This is a genomic window from Bacteroidota bacterium (assembly GCA_035506275.1).
Taxonomy (GTDB): domain Bacteria; phylum Bacteroidota; class Ignavibacteria; order UBA10030; family UBA8401; genus JAGVPT01.
In genome coordinates this window covers 191212-209267 of the sequence record DATJPT010000008.1, presented here as the reverse complement: position 1 = coordinate 209267, position 18056 = coordinate 191212, and the positions used below count along the sequence as shown (strand labels likewise).

General features: G+C 53.4%; 17 protein-coding genes. 16 read left to right on the top strand and 1 reads right to left on the bottom strand.

The annotated features are described in order from the left end of the window. The first annotated feature begins 9 nt into the window (after positions 1-9). The 5 genes from VMF88_06315 to VMF88_06295 all read left to right on the top strand — a co-directional run bounded on the left by VMF88_06315 (position 10) and on the right by VMF88_06295 (position 5171). Positions 10-2016 carry an ABC transporter substrate-binding protein gene (locus tag VMF88_06315; protein HTY10668.1) on the top strand — a complete coding sequence of 669 codons (2007 nt, stop codon included), beginning with the start codon at positions 10-12 and terminating at the stop codon, positions 2014-2016. Between the two features lie 22 nt (positions 2017-2038). Beyond that, on the top strand, positions 2039-2761 hold the full coding sequence (gene radC / locus VMF88_06310; protein ID HTY10667.1) for a DNA repair protein RadC: 723 nt from the start codon (positions 2039-2041) through the stop codon (positions 2759-2761). 259 nt (positions 2762-3020) lie between these two features. Beyond that, positions 3021-3287, top strand: a complete 267-nt coding sequence (locus VMF88_06305; GenBank protein ID HTY10666.1) for a hypothetical protein — start codon at positions 3021-3023, stop codon at positions 3285-3287. A 20-nt stretch (positions 3288-3307) separates the two neighbouring features. Beyond that, positions 3308-4072 (top strand): hypothetical protein, encoded by a 765-nt coding sequence (locus tag VMF88_06300; protein ID HTY10665.1) that lies wholly within the window; start codon positions 3308-3310, stop codon positions 4070-4072. A 127-nt stretch (positions 4073-4199) separates the two neighbouring features. After that, on the top strand, positions 4200-5171 hold the full coding sequence (locus VMF88_06295; protein ID HTY10664.1) for a PhoH family protein: 972 nt from the start codon (positions 4200-4202) through the stop codon (positions 5169-5171). On the opposite strand, the gene mazG is transcribed toward VMF88_06295, so the two are convergent. Beyond that, positions 5172-5936, bottom strand: a complete 765-nt coding sequence (gene mazG, locus VMF88_06290; protein HTY10663.1) for a nucleoside triphosphate pyrophosphohydrolase — start codon at positions 5934-5936, stop codon at positions 5172-5174. 326 nt (positions 5937-6262) lie between these two features. Between mazG and VMF88_06285 the strand changes: the two genes are divergently transcribed. The 11 genes from VMF88_06285 to VMF88_06235 all read left to right on the top strand — a co-directional run bounded on the left by VMF88_06285 (position 6263) and on the right by VMF88_06235 (position 18055). Continuing rightward, entirely contained in the window at positions 6263-8053 is a 1791-nt protein-coding gene (locus tag VMF88_06285; GenBank protein HTY10662.1) for an amidohydrolase, read from the top strand. A gap of 125 nt (positions 8054-8178) precedes the next feature. Next, entirely contained in the window at positions 8179-8736 is a 558-nt protein-coding gene (locus VMF88_06280) for a hypothetical protein (GenBank protein HTY10661.1), read from the top strand. A gap of 5 nt (positions 8737-8741) precedes the next feature. Continuing rightward, on the top strand, positions 8742-9647 hold the full coding sequence (gene prmC / locus VMF88_06275; protein HTY10660.1) for a peptide chain release factor N(5)-glutamine methyltransferase: 906 nt from the start codon (positions 8742-8744) through the stop codon (positions 9645-9647). Then, positions 9644-10093 carry a D-aminoacyl-tRNA deacylase gene (gene dtd, locus VMF88_06270; protein HTY10659.1) on the top strand — a complete coding sequence of 150 codons (450 nt, stop codon included), beginning with the start codon at positions 9644-9646 and terminating at the stop codon, positions 10091-10093. The genes prmC and dtd overlap by 4 nt, the downstream gene beginning before the upstream one ends. Before the next feature lie 3 nt (positions 10094-10096). Then, the gene (locus tag VMF88_06265; protein ID HTY10658.1) at positions 10097-11002 is read left to right on the top strand and encodes a metalloenzyme; all 906 of its coding nucleotides are present in this window, start codon (positions 10097-10099) and stop codon (positions 11000-11002) included. Positions 11003-11018: 16 nt separating this feature from the next. Then, positions 11019-13466, top strand: coding sequence for a DNA internalization-related competence protein ComEC/Rec2 (locus VMF88_06260; GenBank protein ID HTY10657.1), 2448 nt, complete (start codon positions 11019-11021; stop codon positions 13464-13466). A 30-nt stretch (positions 13467-13496) separates the two neighbouring features. Beyond that, the gene (locus VMF88_06255; GenBank protein ID HTY10656.1) at positions 13497-13694 is read left to right on the top strand and encodes a hypothetical protein; all 198 of its coding nucleotides are present in this window, start codon (positions 13497-13499) and stop codon (positions 13692-13694) included. Further along, on the top strand, positions 13687-15264 hold the full coding sequence (locus VMF88_06250; GenBank protein ID HTY10655.1) for a methylmalonyl-CoA mutase family protein: 1578 nt from the start codon (positions 13687-13689) through the stop codon (positions 15262-15264). The genes VMF88_06255 and VMF88_06250 overlap by 8 nt, the downstream gene beginning before the upstream one ends. A 59-nt stretch (positions 15265-15323) precedes the next feature. Continuing rightward, positions 15324-16133: an RNA methyltransferase gene (locus tag VMF88_06245; protein ID HTY10654.1), complete on the top strand. Its 810-nt coding sequence runs from the start codon at positions 15324-15326 to the stop codon at positions 16131-16133. Positions 16134-16176: 43 nt separating this feature from the next. Then, complete coding sequence (locus VMF88_06240) at positions 16177-17088, top strand: P1 family peptidase (GenBank protein HTY10653.1); 912 nt, start codon at positions 16177-16179, stop codon at positions 17086-17088. A gap of 55 nt (positions 17089-17143) precedes the next feature. Next, positions 17144-18055, top strand: coding sequence for a complex I NDUFA9 subunit family protein (locus VMF88_06235; GenBank protein ID HTY10652.1), 912 nt, complete (start codon positions 17144-17146; stop codon positions 18053-18055). The last annotated feature ends 1 nt before the right edge of the window (position 18056 follow it).

The window sequence follows — 18056 nt, the reverse complement described above, 5'->3', positions numbered from 1 at the left end:
TCGAAATCTATGTCGCTCTCTAAAATACTTATTGCAGGAATCATCGGACTGCTGTTTAGCGGAGAGTTGCTCGTCGCGCAGGATGAGGTCGTCTTCAGTCAGAATGACGAAGACAGTTTTTTGATAGGAACGAGGGAGTATGTGCAGGGGGATTTCAAAGCGGCGTACCTTTCGTTCCAGAAGGTCGTTGAGGATCCGGTTCGCAATCAGCGGACGACGGGAGCGCTGATCATGTCCGCCAAAACACTTTTTCAATTGCACAGCTTCCGCGAGTCGATACGCCTTCTCAAAGATTTTCTCGATACCTATCCGCAGAGTACCTATGCCGAAGACGCGCACTTCACGCTCGCCCTGAACTATTACAGACTCAACCGGTACCCCGATGCCGCCGGCGAACTCCTGATCATCCTCGAGAGCGGAAAAGAGCGCAAGACGTTCCTCAGAGCCCAGCGTATCTTTGAAAACGTCGCTTCCGAGTTTCTCACAGTGCAGGAGATCAAAGACCTTCTCTATTTTGCAAAGACCGACCGGTCAAAAAAACTCCTGACGCTCCATCTTGCCGAACAGGAATTCGACCAGGGGCTGTATACGGAATCGATGGCCCACGCCCGGGAAGTGCTGGCCGGCAAGGAGGATGCGCTGAGCGCCCAGCGCGCGCGATCGCTGCTCGTCCGGCTTCAAAGCGGAACGTCGGTCAAACTCGGCGTGATCCTGCCGCTGATGCAAAAGACGGACGGCGCCCTGCGTGAAAAGAAGCTGGCGAATGAAATTCTTGATGGAATCAAGTACGCCGTCGACGAATACAATCTTAAGAATTCGAAACAGGGAGTCACGGTGGTCGTCGACGTACGCGATTCGGAAAAAGATCCGATCGTGGCCGCCCGAGAAATTCAGCCATGGCTGGACGATAAGGAGTTCATCGGGATCGTCGGGCCGGTGTTCAGCTATGAGGTATCTCCGGTTGCCGGGATTGCCAACTCGCGAAAGATCCCGTTGATCACTCCGACGGCGACGGACAACGGCATCGCCGCCGTCGGCGATTATATTTTTCAGGCGAACCCCGATTATGCGACGCGGGGCAAGGCGATGGCGCAATACGCGGTGCTGAAGCTCGGTCTGAAAGACCTTGCGGTTGTGGCGCCGAGCTTTCAGCCGAGCAGCGCGATCGCGGATTCCTTCGTCGCGGAATCCATCAGGCTGGGGGCGCGGATCATCTCCGACAAACGGTATTTGAAAGGGGCGACCGACCTGCGGTATCTTTTCAGCGCCATGCGGAGCGAAGGCGCGGTCTTCGGCGAAGAGCAATCGATCGATTTTAAGGGAACGGTGAGCTATCCGGAGATCATCAAACGCCTGACGAGCGTGGGCGCGCGAAAATCAACGATCGATTCGCTGGCGGAGAAGCAAGGAAAAGTTGTCGTGCAGCGCCTCTTCGGGCAAAAGGGGAAAGCGATCGCCGACTCGCTCGGTATTCCGCTGATCGTCGAACCGTTCTACCTCGACAGCTTGCAATACCCCGTCACGTCGATACAAGCGGTCTTCAGTCCGATCTCAAACAGCAGCGAGATCGGCATTATCACGTCGCAGCTGACGTACTATAACATCAGGACGACGCTGCTCGGCACGGGAGAGTGGAACGACCCGACGGAGCTCGATTTCAACAAACGTTACGCCGACGGAGTTATCTTCAGCTCCGACCGATGGATCGAAAACTCGTACGCCTACAGCCAGTTCACGGCGCAGTTTACTCAGGCCACGCAGCGCCAACCCACCGACAACGTCTTGTTCGGTTACGACGCGATGTCGCTCGTCCTCGCACAGATTCAGAACGGCGGCACGACGCGAGAACGGCTGACGGAGCTGCTGGGAAAAGTTTCCGATTTTCCCGGATACCATTCCAGGATCTCGTTCACCGAAAGCAGAGTCAATTCCTTTCTTCACATTCTTCAATACAAAAAGGGGAAAATTTCAAAGATCGACGAAATTTTCTACAAGAAAGACGCAGCACCACAATAAACCATCGCGTCAGGGGGGACCTATGGATGGATCGTCGAAAAGAAACGTCAACGAATCTTCGTTCTACCACTCCAGAATCAAAGACTGGCCTCGTAACGAACGGCCGCGCGAAAAGCTCATCAACGTCGGACCGGAATTGCTCAGCGATGCGGAGCTGCTGGCAATTTTGATAGGGTCGGGAAGCGGAAAGGTCACGGCACTCGACCTCGCGAAAACTCTGTTCATCGAAAAAGGAACGCTCAGAGGGCTTGCCGGCATGGCCGTCGCCGACCTGAAACAGTTCAAAGGTATCGGCGATGCAAAAGCGGTCACGATCGCGGCGGCCTTCGAGCTTGCGCGCCGTCTTCAATCCTCCCCTGAGATCGAGCGGAAGATGATCAGGTCCCCTGCGGACATTGCCGAGCAGTTCATTCCGTCCCTCCGGGATCTCCAGCAGGAAGTATTCCTTGTCGTTCTTCTGAACAGCGCGAATAAAATTATCAGGGAAATTACCATTACCAAAGGGCTGCTCAACTCGTCCCTTACGCATCCGCGCGAGGTTTTTCGCCATGCAATTCTAGAGCATGCAGCCAGCGTCATTTTGATGCACAATCATCCGAGCGGAAATCCGGAGCCGAGTCAGGAGGATGTTTCGATCACGAAACAAATCGTCGAGGCGGGAAAAGTCATCGGCATACCGGTTCACGACCACATCATCATCGCCGGTGCGAACTTCACAAGCTTCGCCGAGAGAGGATTGATGTAATTCCTGCCAAGGACACCGCATGCCGGGGTCAGAACCTCAGAGAAGGACCGACCGGCCGATCCTTTTGCGGATTTCTGATGGGATTAATTCTTTTTAAGCCGGCGGGAGTGCGGAATTCCGTCGAAAAAATTGTATAAATATGCTTGACCTGGAAGATAGGCCGTTTTTTCGCTTGACATCGTTCAACCATTTCGCTATTTTTCACGTGGGAAATGTCGGTTTTTCCAGAACATCTCATTATACAGGAAACAGGTACATTATGAAGAAAGCAATGAAGCTATTTGCAGCAGCGGCTTTCCTCTCGTTGACGTTTGTGGTTGCCGGTTGCAGCAGCGGGCCCAGCGACGATGAACTCGCCCAGTTGGAAGCGTTGAAAGCTGAGGTCGCGTCACTCCAGAAAGAGGTCGATGCCAAGCAGGCCGAAAAAGCAAGTCTGCAGAAGCAGATCGCAGACAAACAGGCAGAGCTTGCGGCAGCTGTGAAAGAACAAGACGCAACCCGCGAACGCTTGAAAAGCCAGCAATGATTATTTTGAAGGAGTCACTCATGAATTTTAGAAAATTATGTGTTGTAGGATTTATCCTCGTGTTCGTTGCCGCTGCTGGTTCTTCGGTCGTCGCCCAGACAAAGATGACAAAAGAAGAATGGCAAAAGGCAATGACCGATTACACTGCTCAGCGGGATAATCTGAAAAAGACCCTCGCTCAGCTCACCAAGGATGTCGACAGCCTTAAGGCTCTGCTCGCCTCCTTGAATCAGAAGATCGAATCGACCGTGAACGAAACAAGGACGATGACCGGTGCGAGCGACGAAGCGCGAAAGGCCTACGAAGCGCAATTGAGCGCCCTCGAGAACTGGATCAACGAACTTGCTCGGTTATCGAACCAGGACCTCTATGCGCGCAAAGCCGAGATCGATTCCGTTCAGGCCCGCTTGGATGCATTAGAGAAGTCAAAGCTTGCGGCGTTGGACGAATACCACGACAGACTGAACGCTCTGCAGCAGAAGATCAACGGCCTCCGCGATGCCATTTCGAAGCCGGAATTCCTTGCGAGTCTGGAAAAAACCTATGTCGTCGGCTCTTGGAAGAAGAACCGCGACTGCTTGTGGAATATTTCGAAGAAGAAGGATATCTATAACAACCCGTTCATGTGGCCGAAGATCTGGCAGGGCAACCGCGACCAGATTAAAGACCCCGATATCATCCGGAAAGGACAGCGGCTGAAGATACCGAAGGCCGGTGCATTGACGGCTTCGGAGAAGAAAGCCGAACGGCGCTACTGGGCAAAGAAGCGGGGCGGTACCAAATAAGGAGTACGGCAGAACGCTTGTTGAGTTGTCATCAACGATGAACGTCCTTCCCCCGGCTGAGACCGGGGCGAAGGACTTTTTATTTTTTGGATCGTGACAAGGAGGACGCGTTACGGTAGAAAAAAAAATGAAGATTGAAGGCGTTGATGCATTTTCTCTCCTCGGCATCAACGACAGCCATCTCCAGCTCATCGAGGACCGATTCGATGCGGACATCATCGTCCGCGGGGAAAATATCACGCTGCGCGGCGAATCATCCGAAGTTCAACAGATCGAGCGTGTCTTCAAAGAATTGACGTTTCTTCTGACGAAGAACGGGGCGCTGACGGCGAACGACGTCGACACTGTGCTCGACCTTATCGCCGTCGACTCGCCGTCGCAAACGCAGCTGCGCGCTCAGGTGCCGAATGATGAAATGGATTCCATCATCCTTTTCACCAAAAACGCGATCATCAAGGCGAAGACGGCAGGCCAGCGGGAGTACATCCGCCGCGTCCAGATGAACGACATCGTCTTTGCGATCGGTCCTGCCGGAACGGGAAAAACATACCTCGCCGTCGCAATGGCCGTTGCAAACCTGAAGAACCGCGAGGTGAGCAAAATTGTGCTGGCAAGGCCGGCGGTCGAAGCGGGAGAGAGCCTGGGATTCTTGCCCGGAGACTTGAAAGAAAAAGTGGACCCGTATCTCCGACCCCTGTACGACGCGCTCGATGATATGTTGCCGTCGGAGAAACTGAAAACGTACATGGAACGCCGGGTGATCGAGATCGTTCCTCTGGCGTACATGCGCGGGAGGACGCTGAACAACGCATTCCTCATTCTCGACGAGGCGCAGAACGCCACCGCGATGCAGATGAAAATGTTCCTCACCCGGCTTGGTGAGCGGTCGAAAGCGATCATCACGGGAGACGTCACTCAAATCGACCTCCCGGTGAAGACGACGTCGGGTTTAGTGCAGATCCAGGAAGTGTTGAAGAATATTGACGGCATCGACTTCGCGTATTTTGACCGGAACGACGTCGTGCGTCACCGCCTGGTCAAGGACATTATCGATGCCTACGGAAAATTCAACGGAAGAATGGACGAGGGGGCGAAATAGTTACGGGAGGTTCTTCGCTTCGTTCCACAAAGCATCCATCTCCGCAAGCGTTGTGCTGTAAATGTCCTTCTGCTTCTCGCGAAGACGATCCTCGATGTAGTTGAACCGTCGGATGAACTTGTTGGAGGTTGCCTTCAGCGCCTGCTCCGGGTCAAGGCGGAGGAACCGGGAGTAATTGACGAGAGAGAAAAGAAGATCGCCGAACTCGTCCGAGATCTCTTCCTGCGCATTTTGTTCGACCGCCTCATGCAATTCCCGCAGTTCCTCGGTCACCTTCTTCCACACTTCTTCGCTGTTGTTCCAATCAAACCCGACTTTCGACGCTTTTTCCTGCAGGCGAAGAGCCCGAAGGAGGGCCGGCATTTCTTTGGGGACCCCTTCCACCACGGAATGTCTCCCTTCGGACAACTTTATCTTCTCCCAATTCCGTTTTTGCGCGGCGAGGTCAACGGCGGGCTCGTTTCCGAATATGTGAGGATGACGTCTGATCAGCTTTTCATTGATACGGCGGATCACTTCATCAACCGTGAACTCGTTATGCTCCTCGGCGATCGCGCTTTGAAGGGCAACATGCAGGAGAACGTCGCCGAGTTCGTTTCGCAATTCGTTCCAGTCTTTCGAATCGATCGCCTCCACGGCCTCATACGTTTCTTCGATGAACCCCTGACGCAGCGATTCATGAGTCTGCACCCGGTCCCACGGGCACTCTTTTCTTAGACGCTGCACGATGTCGATCAGCCGCCGAAACTCTTTTTCTGCATCCATCTTTTTCCTTTCGTCGTCGGTTCAACATAGAAAAAAAGAGGCAGCGATGCAAATACCCGTCCCGGAGGGCTGCCTGCCCAGTGGATGCTGTCACAGTTGCACAGTTGAAGCGTTTGGGCAATGGTCCTCCTGGCCCCAGGCTCCGATTGGGAACGAAGCGAATTGCTTCAGCCGAAAGACGAACTGCCGAAACCGCTCCGAAACTGAGTCTGGGAGCGGGAGGGGAAATTCTGAAACTGTCCGTCTGAAGCGCAGTAGCTTTTCTTCGCTGCCTTCTTTATATTTCCCCCCGTCAGCGGTCCGTTCACAACTCATAGAAGACTCTCATGAAAAAAATCATCCCGGCCCTTGTTCTTCTCGGCGGCGGAATCGCAGTTTTCGCCTGGTTCATTACATTCACAACGCAGCAGGCAGATATGGTGATCATCAACGCAAAGGTCTATACGGTGGACGAACAAAATTCAGTCGCCGAGGCGGTCGCGATTCGGGGGAATAAGATCGTCGCGGTCGGCTCCACTGATGAGATCAAGAAACGGTACGTGTCCGAACATGTATATGATGCGCAGGGGAAAACGATCGTTCCCGGGCTCATCGATTCGCACGGCCATGTGAACGGGCTGGGAGCAAGCCTTGTCGAACTCAACTTGGTCGGGACGACATCCGTCCAGCAGATCGCCGAGATGGTTTCGAAAAAGGCGTCTTCGGTGAAGCCGGGACAATGGATCCGGGGCCGCGGATGGGATCAAAACAACTGGCAGAGTAAAAAGGGGGATAGACCGTTTCCGGCTGCGTCGATGCTTGACAGGAGCTCGCCGAACAATCCGGTGGTCCTGTTCCGCGTCGACGGCCATGCCGTTTGGCTCAATTCTAAAGCTCTCGAGATCGTGGAATCGGGGAGTCAAGAAAACCCCCGGTTGTCGGATGTCGAAGGAGGTCGTATCGTCCGCGATCCTTCGGGGAAACCGACCGGGGTCTTTATTGACAACGCCGTCGGGACGGTGATGAAGAGTGTTCCTCCGTATTCGAGAGAGGAAATTCAGCATTCCATTTTGTTGGCCTTGCGGGAGTGCCTTCAATTCGGATTGACGAGCGTTCACGATATGGGGATCGACACGGAAGATTATTCCGTCTACAGAGAATTGCTTGAAAGCGACAGCCTGCCGATTCGCGTGTATGCGGCAATAGGCGGTGACGGCGACCTTTGGCAGCAGTTTTTGGTCACCGGGCCTTTCATCGATGCACACCGGCATTTTCTGACCGTTCGCACCATTAAGATGTATATCGACGGCGCTCTCGGTTCGCGAGGTGCGGCGTTGATCGATCCTTACAGCGACGACCCGGGCAATCGCGGACTGACAGTGAACTCGTTCGAAACGCTTCGGATGGTCACGTCCGAAGCCATTGCGCACGGTTTTCAAGTCTGCACTCATGCGATCGGCGACCGCGGAAATAACATCGTGCTGAACGCATACGAACAGGCAATGCAGCAAAATCCGTCGCGTTCGAAAGACGCCCGCCTTCGCATCGAACATGCTCAGGTGCTCGACCCCCCCGATATTCTTCGCTTCAAGAAACTCGGCATCATTCCCAGCATGCAGCCGACGCACTGCACTTCCGATATGCGATGGGCAGAGGCCCGGCTTGGCCCGTCGCGGATTCGCGGTGCGTACGCATGGCGCTCACTGCTCGATGACGGCAACATCATACCGGGAGGATCAGACTTTCCGGTCGAGAGCCCTAATCCATTGCTCGGATTTTATGCGGCGATCACGAGACAAGATCGGAACGGGATTCCCCGCAACGCTGAAGATGTTGCCCGGTCATTCCAGCTTTCTTCGGACGGCATCAGAGACTCGTCGGCCTTTGTGAACGGATGGTACGCCAATCAAAAGATGACCCGTGAGGAGGCGCTGCGCGCATTCACGATCTGGGGAGCCTACGCTGAGTTTGCCGAACACGAAAAAGGCTCCATTGAGAAAGGCAAGCTTGCGGACCTTACCATTCTTTCGAAGGATATCATGACAATTCCCCCCCGCGAAATACTTTCGACCGACGTCACAGCCGTAATAGTCGGCGGCAAGGTCGCATATGAAAAAGAACCGCAGGAGGGGAAGTAACGCAACTCCGGTCCGAAATCGCCAAACGACGACGTATCCTTGCTTGATTTTCAGAAAACTTCTTCTAAATTTGCGAAAAGATACTCTGCATAATTTTTTTTAGCTGAAGGGAAAAAGGATTGCCGATGTACGAACGCCTCCTCAAACAGACTGAACGGTACCTTGGAAGCCGAAGGGAAGTGGTTGTCTCAGTAAGGCAAGTGTGGAATGCAATGGTAAAGGAAGGAAAAGCAAATAAATTTGCCGTTCCCTCCCTCATGGCCGATTTCGAATGTCTTTTGGAAGGTGATAAACGTTTTGAGTTCGCGAATGATGAAGGATCTCCCGCCCGTCCCGTCCCCTCGCTGGAAGATCTCCTTGAGCACGACGAAATGGAAAAGCTGGGTTTTTCCGGGGACCAGAAAGTGAAACTGCGGCGCATCCGCTTGCCCGCCGAGGACGACGACCCGGGAAGCGTCGACGCGTTGGACGCGGCAGTGTCGATCGAGGAATTGGACGAGGAGCTGTCAGATTCATCGCTCTATGACAGCGGATCGGCGGCCGCCGAGCGAGAATTGTCTGAGATTCTTCGCGTTCCCCGCTCCGGAACGAACGGAACAAAAAAGAAATCCATCCCCCCCCGGCAGAAGTCCATCAAAAAAACTTCGAAGGGAAAATCCTCATCCAAAAGTAGAAAGAAGTAGCTTTTTTGGCAGTTGTTCCGTTTCAAAAAAAAATCTGGACAATCCTTGACATGCTTCAATGGGGGACCTCGTATCTTGCGGAAAAGGGGTTTGATGAGTCACGCCTGACGATCGAACTGCTTCTCGGTCACGTTCTCAACCTTCAACGAATTCAGCTGTACACAAATTTCGATAAACCTCTGACGGAGGGGGAATTGGCGTCCTTCAAAGGTCTGTTGCAGCGGCGCCTGCAGCACGAACCGCTGCAATACATCGTCGGCTCAACAGAATTCATGGGGCGCAAATTCGCCGTCGACCGGCGTGTTCTGATCCCCCGGCCGGAGACTGAGGTCGTCGTTGAGCAGGCCGTCCGCTTCGTCAAAGAGCGTTTTCCGGGTCAAGCGGCAAGGGTACTCGAAATTGGAACCGGCAGCGGATGCATCGCTGTGTCGCTTGCCGCGATGATCGAAAGTATCTCTGTGACCGCGATTGACGCGAGTCCGGATGCCGTCCAAGTTGCCGTGCGTAACGCGGAGGAGAACGGCGTTGGGAAAAAGACCATTTTTGCGGTAAAGGATCTTTTCAAGATCGCCGAGGCTGATTTTTCGTTTCGATTTCATCTCATAGTGTCCAATCCGCCATACGTCTCACAGGGTCAATTTGCGGAGCTTCAGCCGGAGATCAGAGATTTCGAGCCGCCGCTTGCCCTTACGGATGACGGGGACGGCTTGAGTTTTTACCGTCGCATTGCGCATAGCGGAAAACAGATGCTCGAGCCGGGAGGGGGAATAATCGTCGAACATGCGTTCGATCAATCAGAGTCCGCGAAAACTATATTCGCCGATGAAGGCTACAGAGAAATCGAGCCGTTCGACGATTACGACGGAAATCCCCGAGGCCTCATCGCAGCAGAATTTTTGAGAAGTCCATGAAAGCGCTGATCCAACGAGTATCAAAAGCCAGCGTGGCCATCAATGGAACGACGTACAGCTCGATCGGCAATGGTCTGCTGATTCTTGTCGGAATCAAAACTAGCGACACGGAGGAGGACGCACGCTCTCTCGCGGCGAAATGCTGTTCGTTGAGGATCTTTGAGGACGATCAGCAGAAAATGAATTTATCGGTGCGCGAGGTCGGGGGATCGGCGCTTGCGGTTTCGCAGTTTACGCTCTACGGCGACACGCGGAAGGGAAACCGGCCAAGTTTTATCGAAGCGGCACCGCCAAAGGCGGCTGAACCGCTTTATGATATTTTTGTCGAAGAACTGCGCGCCCGGTTGGGAGTTGAAAAAGTGGCCACCGGCGTGTTCAAAGCGATGATGGATGTGGAATTGACGAACAGCGGCCCGGTGACCGTCATGGTCGAGAGCAAAGGATAGCCGATGGCCGTTCTCATGATTTTTTGGGATGGGGTTGGATACGGAAAAGAGGACCCTTCGGTCAATCCTTTTTTCGTTGCGAAACTGCCAACGTTAAGAACATTGTTTGACGGCTCTCTTCCTTCCCTCCATAACCGGAAAATATTCTCGTCAGCTGCGTCGATAACTCCGGTCAACAGCACGCTTGGAGTCCCGGGGCTTCCGCAAAGCGGAACGGGGCAGACCGCGATTTTTACGGGCGTAAACGCCCCTAAAAAGATCGGGAAACATTTCGGGCCTCATCCGTATTCGACCCTTGTTCCGGTTATTAAGGAAAAGAACATTTTTGTCCGGCTGCAGCGCCGCCAAAAGAACGCCTTCTTTGCCAACGGCTTTCCGAAGCGGTATTTCGATTACATCAACTCTCCCCGCGGCAAGACGCCTGTCGTCGCTCTGTCCTATCTCTCTTCCGGGCGGAAACTCAATACGGTTGACGATATCGCTGCGGGGAGCGCTCTCTCCGCCGATTGCACGAACGAAGGCTTGAATACCTTCGGCTACCATCTTCCCGTCCTGTCTCCCTTCGAGGCCGGAAAGAGATTTTACGAGATCGGCCGCTCTTATGATTTCACGGTGTTTGAATATTTTTTTTCGGATAAGGCCGGGCATTCCCGATCGATGAAAACCGCCGTCGACGTGCTGGAACGTATTGACGGATTCCTCGGAGGGATTCTGCATTCCTTCGACGATGAACACGATATCCTCTTGTTCATCAGCGACCATGGGAACATCGAAGATCTCTCGACAAAATCGCATACGCGTAATCCGGTGCCGCTGATTCTGGTTGGGAGTCAGCGAAGGTTTTTTTCCGAAAGGATCTCGAAGCTTACCGATGTCACTCCGGCCGTCGAATCTTTTGTTTTGCGGTAGTACCGTGTGAATAAAAATGGGGGGGAGCATGTGGAAGGACAAGCCGGCAGTTGCCGCAGCCCTGGTGATATGCTGCGGAACGTATGCTGCTCGCTGTGCTGACATTCGGTGGTACCTCTGGGGGATCGCCGCCGCTTTTTGTTTCTTCTGTTCGGCGTTAGCCTTGTATCGAACGCGCCGACGGCTTGGACGAGAGGCTTTCCATTCCGCTTCATTCCCTTTGCTCCTTCTTTTTTCTTCCGCGGCGTATTGCTCTGCCATCATTCAACTCACCCCGCCGTTGCACATAAAACATTTCCTCGATTCCCCCGAGCCTCTTGCGATCGTTTGTGAAATCGCGGACGAACCGAGAGTGAAAGATGAGAGGACAATTGTTTTAGTTCATGTGCTGTCCCTCAAGCACGGAAAAGACTCGATATCGACGGAAGGGGATGCGATTCTAACAATCATCAAAGATAAAAGACTGAACGAGCGGCCCAGAGAGTTTCACTATGGCTCGATGATCTCGTTTGTGGGATTCCTCAGTACGCCGATCGGTTCTCGGAACCCGGGGGAGTTCAGCTACCGCGAATACCTTGAACTGAACGACATCGCCGCCACGGTCCGCGTGTTCGGATACTCAGAAGTGCAGACAATTTCCCCGGGTGTCCCGAATTTCTTTTTCGACCGAATAATTTTCCCTTCAAAACACTTTGTCGCTCATGTGATTGATGAGGCGATGAAGGGAAACGAGGCCAGCTTTATGCTAGGCCTGCTGCTCGGCGACAGGACGGATCTCTCAACGGAGATCAAGGAAGCGTTTATCAATACCGGCACCATTCACGTGCTCATTGTCGCGGGAATGCGCGTTGCTCTCGTGGCGGTGATCTTGTACACTCTGTTCGGACTGCTCCGGCTGCCGGAGCGGGAAAAAACGATCGCTTCGATTGTCGGAATCTTTTTTTACATGGAACTTACCGGTGCGGCGCCTCCGGTGGTCCGCGCTTCGTTGATGGCGACAACCGCGCTGTTTGCAAAAATATTTCAGGAACGGGTTAATGTCTATAATTCCCTTGGAATTTCCGCCGTCATCATCCTGGCCTGCGATCCGATGCAGCTTTTCGACGCTGGGTTTCAGCTCTCGTATTCGGCTGTCTTTGCGATCGCGTATTTGTATCCGAAGCTGACCGCGATGATAGAAAAAATCCCTGAGAGGTATCGGCGAGGGAAAGTGACCGGCTATCTTTTCAAACTGCTGGCAGTGTCGCTGGCTGCCCAGCTCGGCGCTATTCCTTTCACCGCGTATTTTTTCGGAAAAGTGTCGCTTATCTCGCTTGCGGCAAACCTTGTCGTGGTGCCGGTCGTCGAGGTGATCGTTATCGTCGGTTTCGTCTCTGTATTGGCAGGAGTTTTTTCGATATGGATCTCCACGTGCTTTAACGAAGTCAATAATGTGCTGTCATGGGTTGCCTTAAAATTTGTCATGCTCGCGAATTCGGTTCCGTATGCGTCGATCCCATCCGCCTCGTTCGGGTTTACGGAAGGCTTCTTCTATTCTCTTGTCGTGGGCGCGCTCTTCAATCTCAACAATAGGATTTTCCTGAAACGAACATTCCTGGTTTTTCTTGCCGCGCTGAATATTCTTCTGTGTGCTTCATTCTTTGATGCTGAGCATAGGGCTCACAATAATTTACGCATCGATTTTCTTGATGTCGGTCAGGGAGACGCCGCGCTCATCGAATTTCCTTCGGGGGAGAGCTATGTCGTCGATGCCGGCCCGAAAACGCTCTCGTATGACGCCGGGGAAAAGGTCGTGGGGCCGTTCCTTCGTCGTCATCGCATATCGCACATCGATGCGATCGTTGTCACGCATCCTCATAGCGATCACCTCGGGGGTGTCCCGTACCTTCTGCGAAATTTCGAGGTCAGCGAAGTGGTCGACGCAAGCCAGCGCGCCCAATCGTCGCTGTATTATGACTACGAGTCGCTCGTTCCGCGGCTTCGGCGTGTGGTTGCGGCCGGAGCACAGCTAGCCGCCATTCATAACATTCGCTTGTATACGCTTCATCCGACATGCTCTTTTCTCGACGTCGATTCAACCGACGGTTATGACCACCTCAATAATACTTCCGTTGTTTTCAAGCTGGTTTTCGGGAAGACGTCGTTCCTTTTTGCCGGGGATGCCGAGATTCCGGTGGAAGAACATTTGGACTCCGTGTATGGCGGATTTCTTCACAGCGATCTGCTCAAGGCGGGACACCATGGTTCTTCGACGAGCAGTTCGGCGGATTTTCTTGCCAACGTCGCGCCGAAAGAAGTTGTCGTTTCGGTCGGCAAGTTCAATAAATTTCATCATCCGTCTGCAAAGGTCATCAAGCGATTTAAGGATCTCGGAATAAACGTTCACCGTACTGATGAGGAAGGGGGGATCGTCTTTGAATCCGACGGCGACTCTCTTTGGCGTGTCAATTGGCGGAAGGAATGACTATATTCAAAGGAACATCTGACTCAGGGCATGGCAACCATTCAACAAAAGGCGAACCTTATTTCAGCGCTGATCATCGTTGTCAGCCTTGCCGTCACTGTGACGCTTTATCTCCTCTTCAAAATATTCTTTCTTTTTATTATCTTTGTTCCGCCAATCATTTATCGCTTAGTAAAAGGAAAAGCCGTCCACGACGGCGCCTCATTTGACGGCTCCGAAGATGCCTAACGAAAAACCGCGGCAGTTCAAGACAGACTCAGGGATCGAGATTCGTGCTCAATATACGCCTTGGAGCTTTGATTACCGGGAGAAGCTCGGCAACGCGGGAGAATTTCCTTTCACGCGAGGCGTCTATCCGGACATGTATCGTACGAAGTTGTGGACCATGCGGCAGTACGCCGGATTTGGAACGGCGAAACAGTCGAACGAGCGCTATCGATACTTGCTCGCGAACGGAACGACCGGCTTGTCCGTCGCCTTTGACCTTCCGACGCAAATGGGGTACGATTCCGACCATCCGCTGGCCGAAGGGGAAGTCGGCAAAGTCGGTGTTGCGATCAACACCCTCGCGGATGTCGAAACGCTGTTTGACGGGATCAGGCTTCAGGATATTTCCACTTCGATGACGATCAATGCAACCGCGGCAATTCTGCTCTGCATGTACGTCGCCCTTGCAAAAAAACAGCACGCCGACCTCAGAACCCTATCCGGGACGATTCAAAATGATATTTTGAAAGAGTATATCGCCCGCGGAACATACATCTATCCGCCGCGCGAATCAATGCGCCTCGTGACCGACATTTTTTCCTGGTGCAGCGAACATGTTCCCGGGTGGAACACGATTTCGATCAGCGGTTACCATATCCGAGAGGCCGGGTCGACCGCTGTGCAGGAAATCGCCTTCACGCTTGCCAATGCCCGTGAATACGTCGCCGCTGCGGTCAAAACCGGATTGTCGGTCGATCAATTCGCGCCGCGGCTGTCGTTTTTTTTCAATGCTCACAATAACCTCCTCGAAGAGGTCGCGAAGTTCCGGGCTGCCCGGCGGCTGTGGGCGTCGATCATGAAAAATGAATTTGGAGCGAAAAACCCGGACGCGATGAGACTGCGGTTCCACGCGCAGACGGGAGGGTCGACGCTGGCCGCACAGCAGATCGACAACAACGTGCCCCGAACGACGCTTCAGGCTTTGGCCGCCGTCCTTGGCGGATGTCAATCGCTGCACGTGAACGGCAAGGATGAAGCGCTTGCGCTTCCCACCGAGGAAACAGCCCGGCTTGCCCTTCGAACGCAGCAGATCATTGCGTTTGAATCGGGCGTCGCGGAAACGGTGGATCCGCTTGCGGGTTCATATTTTATCGAGCATTTGACCGATGAAACGGAGCTTCGCGCAAAGGAATACCTCGCAAAAATCGATGCGCTTGGCGGCGCCGTGAGAGCCATCGAGGCGCAGTATTATCAATCCGAGATCGCCGAGAGCGCATACCAGTATCAGAAAGCGATCGACGAGAAGAGAAAGACGATTGTCGGCGTCAACGCGTTTCAGATAGAAGAGCAGAGTTCACAGGAATTACTGGAAGTGGACGAATCAATACGGCTGGAACAGATCGAGCGGTTGAAAGCCGTAAAGGATCATCGCGATGGAAAGGCGGTGAAAACCAGCCTCGTCCAATTACATGACGCGGCGGTCGGAACGGAAAATGTTGTTCCTCGTATTCTACAAGCGGTCGAATCGTATGCATCGATAGGGGAGATATCGGACGCATTGCGTGAAGCATGGGGAGAATACGGTCAGTGAACAATCAACAATGAACACTTAACAGTTCATCCTGAGCTCTTAGAACCAAACACCGTCTCATGATCAGTAGACCAAAACTTCAATACCTAAAGAATCTTTCGCAAAAAAAACACCGGGAAAACGAGGGGGTCTTTGTCGTCGAGGGATGGCGGGCCGTTGAAGAAGTATGTGCCGCGTTGAATGAGATCGAGATTCTTGTTTGCACAAAAGATGCCGGATCAAACCAGCGATTCGCGTCCGTGCTTCGTGCTGCAAAGAAAAAATCAAATGAGGTGCTTGAAGCTTCACCGAAAGAATTTAATCTTGTTGCAGACACGGTAACAGGCCAAGGAATTGCTGCGGTCGTAAAAAAACAGCCGTTGAATGCCCGCGATGCGGTTGAAAAGATTCTGCATCGCGATCGGGCATTTGTCGTTGCTCTCGACCAGATCTCGGACCCGGGAAATCTCGGAGCTATCGTCCGGACCAGCGATTGGTTCGGCGTCGACGCTGTTCTTCTCAGCCCAAATTGTGTCGAACCGTATAATCCAAAAGTTGTTCGGTCCACGGTCGGTTCGATCTTCCACCTCCCCCTCATCGATTGCTCGGATGACGCCGGTTTGTTCGCGGATATTTTGACCACGATGAAAAAGAGCGGATTCACGATCGTTGGAGCAGAAGTTGCAGGCAATGTCGACGTCCGCAGCTTTCTCTGGCCGAAGAAAGCTGTGCTCGTTGTCGGAAATGAAGCGCGCGGAATTTCCCCGGAAATGCTGAAAATCCTCGACACGCACGTTTCCATTCCTAAATTCGGCAGAGCGGAATCGTTAAATGCAGGTGCTGCAGCCGGAATACTTCTTTCGCATCACGCCTTTCAGCAAAAGGACTGATCGTGAGTTAGGTTCCGGATAAATTGATCTCCCAGATATGCCAATGATCACAGACGTTCCCGGAGTTCTTGTCGGCCATTATACCGATCGTTCTGCATTGACCGGCTGCACCGTGGTTTTGTGCCCTCCGAAAACGGTCGCTAGCTGCGATGTCCGGGGAAGTGCACCCGGCTCACGGGAGCTCGCGGCCCTCGCTCCGGACAAACAGATGCAAGAAATTCATGCGGTGCTGCTTACGGGGGGGAGTGCCTTTGGACTCGGTGCGGCCAACGGCGTAATGAAATTCTTGGCGGAAAGGAACACAGGCTACCGGACTCCGTGGGCGCTCGTTCCGATCGTTCCCTCTGCTGTCATCTTCGATTTGAACGTCGGCGACCCGAAAGCTTTTCCCGGGGCGGAAGATGCTTACACGGCATGTCTCAATGCCTCGGCGCACGTTCAAGAAGGGAGTGTTGGCGCAGGGACCGGTGCGACGGTCGGTAAGTGGCACGGCCTCGAATCCGCGATGAAAGGGGGCGTTGGGACAGCGTCGCTCAGGATCGGCGAAGCGGTCGTCGGAGCGATTGCGGTCGTGAATGCGGTCGGCGACGTTGTCGGGAAGGACGGAAAAATATTGGCCGGCGCTCAGGAGCGCGGGAAGCCGCTCGGGGAAGAGAACAGGCTTAAAAGTTTACGAAATGAAGGGATGCTCTTGCGCAATATCAATACAACCCTGGTCGTTGTTGCAACGAATGCACAATTGAGCAAAGTCGATTGTTATCGTGCGGCTCAGCGGGCTCACGACGGAATGGCCCGGGCGATTGTTCCTTCGCATACAACGTTTGACGGCGATACCGCCTTTGTTCTCAGCGCCGGAACGATCTCCGCACCGGTTGATCTGATCGCCGAAATGGGCGCGGAAGTGACCGCTGAATCGATTCGCGCCGGAGTGAGAAATTCAGTGCCAATCGCGTGACGGTTCCCGTTGAAGTCCAACGAAATTATTTTTATATTCAGGTCGGTTAATAGAAATGAAGGTATTTCTCACAGGCGGGACAGGATATGTAGGCCGGCAAATTCTCCGTGACTTGCTGAATGCCGGGCACTCCGTGACGGCGTTGGTGCGCGAAGGGTCCGAAGCAAAGTTGCCCGAAAAAGTTGCAGGAAGAATAACACTCGTCCCCGGGGATTCATCAAAGCCGGAATCATACCGCGAAGCGCTGCAATCCTGCGAGGCCGTTGTGAACCTACCAGGGTTGCTTCGTGAGTTTCCAAACAAGGGGATAACGTTTGAGGGGGTTCATTTTCTCGGGACCAGACATCTCGTTGACCTGGTACGGGCGGCCGGGCCGCTGAGATTCATCCACATGAGCGCTCTTGGCGTGCGCGAGGGGGCGAAGCCGAAATATCAGGAGACGAAATATCGGGCGGAAGAATACCTGAAGGCGGCAGGGCTGCGATGGACGATCTTCAGACCATCGCTCATGTTCGGAAATGAAAAAGAAGGTTACGCGAATTTCATAAGCGTTCTGAGGGATCTTCTACGCATGGCGCCTTTCGTCGTGCCGGTCCTCGGTGACGGGAAATATCAATTTCAGCCGGTCGCTCTCCAGAATGTTTCGGAAGGGTTCGTGAAAGCACTCACGGACGACAGGTCGATCGGAAAAATATACGACGTGGCCGGACCGGACCGATACACCTACGACGAATTGCTCGACATGGTTGCGTATGTGGTCGGCAGGCACAAGGTTAAAATTCATCAACCGATGATCGTAATGAAAGCGATGGCGTCGTTGCTCGGCGGTTACCGATTTTTCCCCGTGTCGAGGGATCAGATCACGATGCTTGAGGAAGGGAACGTGTCCGACCGCTGGAAAGAATTTTATGAGGATTTTTCCATTTCCCCGCTCCGTATAGTGGAAAACCTCCACAAAGGATTTTAAG

Excerpts from the sequence above, each read along its gene's own strand:
- VMF88_06315 (HTY10668.1), top strand. The coding sequence starts at position 10 with ATGTCGCTCTCTAAAATACTTATTGCAGGAATCATCGGACTGCTGTTT.
- radC (HTY10667.1), top strand. The coding sequence starts at position 2,039 with ATGGATGGATCGTCGAAAAGAAACGTCAACGAATCTTCGTTCTACCAC.
- VMF88_06305 (HTY10666.1), top strand. The coding sequence starts at position 3,021 with ATGAAGAAAGCAATGAAGCTATTTGCAGCAGCGGCTTTCCTCTCGTTG.
- VMF88_06300 (HTY10665.1), top strand. The coding sequence starts at position 3,308 with ATGAATTTTAGAAAATTATGTGTTGTAGGATTTATCCTCGTGTTCGTT.
- VMF88_06295 (HTY10664.1), top strand. The coding sequence starts at position 4,200 with ATGAAGATTGAAGGCGTTGATGCATTTTCTCTCCTCGGCATCAACGAC.
- mazG (HTY10663.1), bottom strand. The coding sequence starts at position 5,936 with ATGGATGCAGAAAAAGAGTTTCGGCGGCTGATCGACATCGTGCAGCGT.
- VMF88_06285 (HTY10662.1), top strand. The coding sequence starts at position 6,263 with ATGAAAAAAATCATCCCGGCCCTTGTTCTTCTCGGCGGCGGAATCGCA.
- VMF88_06280 (HTY10661.1), top strand. The coding sequence starts at position 8,179 with ATGTACGAACGCCTCCTCAAACAGACTGAACGGTACCTTGGAAGCCGA.
- dtd (HTY10659.1), top strand. The coding sequence starts at position 9,644 with ATGAAAGCGCTGATCCAACGAGTATCAAAAGCCAGCGTGGCCATCAAT.
- VMF88_06265 (HTY10658.1), top strand. The coding sequence starts at position 10,097 with ATGGCCGTTCTCATGATTTTTTGGGATGGGGTTGGATACGGAAAAGAG.
- VMF88_06260 (HTY10657.1), top strand. The coding sequence starts at position 11,019 with ATGGGGGGGAGCATGTGGAAGGACAAGCCGGCAGTTGCCGCAGCCCTG.
- VMF88_06255 (HTY10656.1), top strand. The coding sequence starts at position 13,497 with ATGGCAACCATTCAACAAAAGGCGAACCTTATTTCAGCGCTGATCATC.
- VMF88_06250 (HTY10655.1), top strand. The coding sequence starts at position 13,687 with ATGCCTAACGAAAAACCGCGGCAGTTCAAGACAGACTCAGGGATCGAG.
- VMF88_06245 (HTY10654.1), top strand. The coding sequence starts at position 15,324 with ATGATCAGTAGACCAAAACTTCAATACCTAAAGAATCTTTCGCAAAAA.
- VMF88_06240 (HTY10653.1), top strand. The coding sequence starts at position 16,177 with ATGATCACAGACGTTCCCGGAGTTCTTGTCGGCCATTATACCGATCGT.
- VMF88_06235 (HTY10652.1), top strand. The coding sequence starts at position 17,144 with ATGAAGGTATTTCTCACAGGCGGGACAGGATATGTAGGCCGGCAAATT.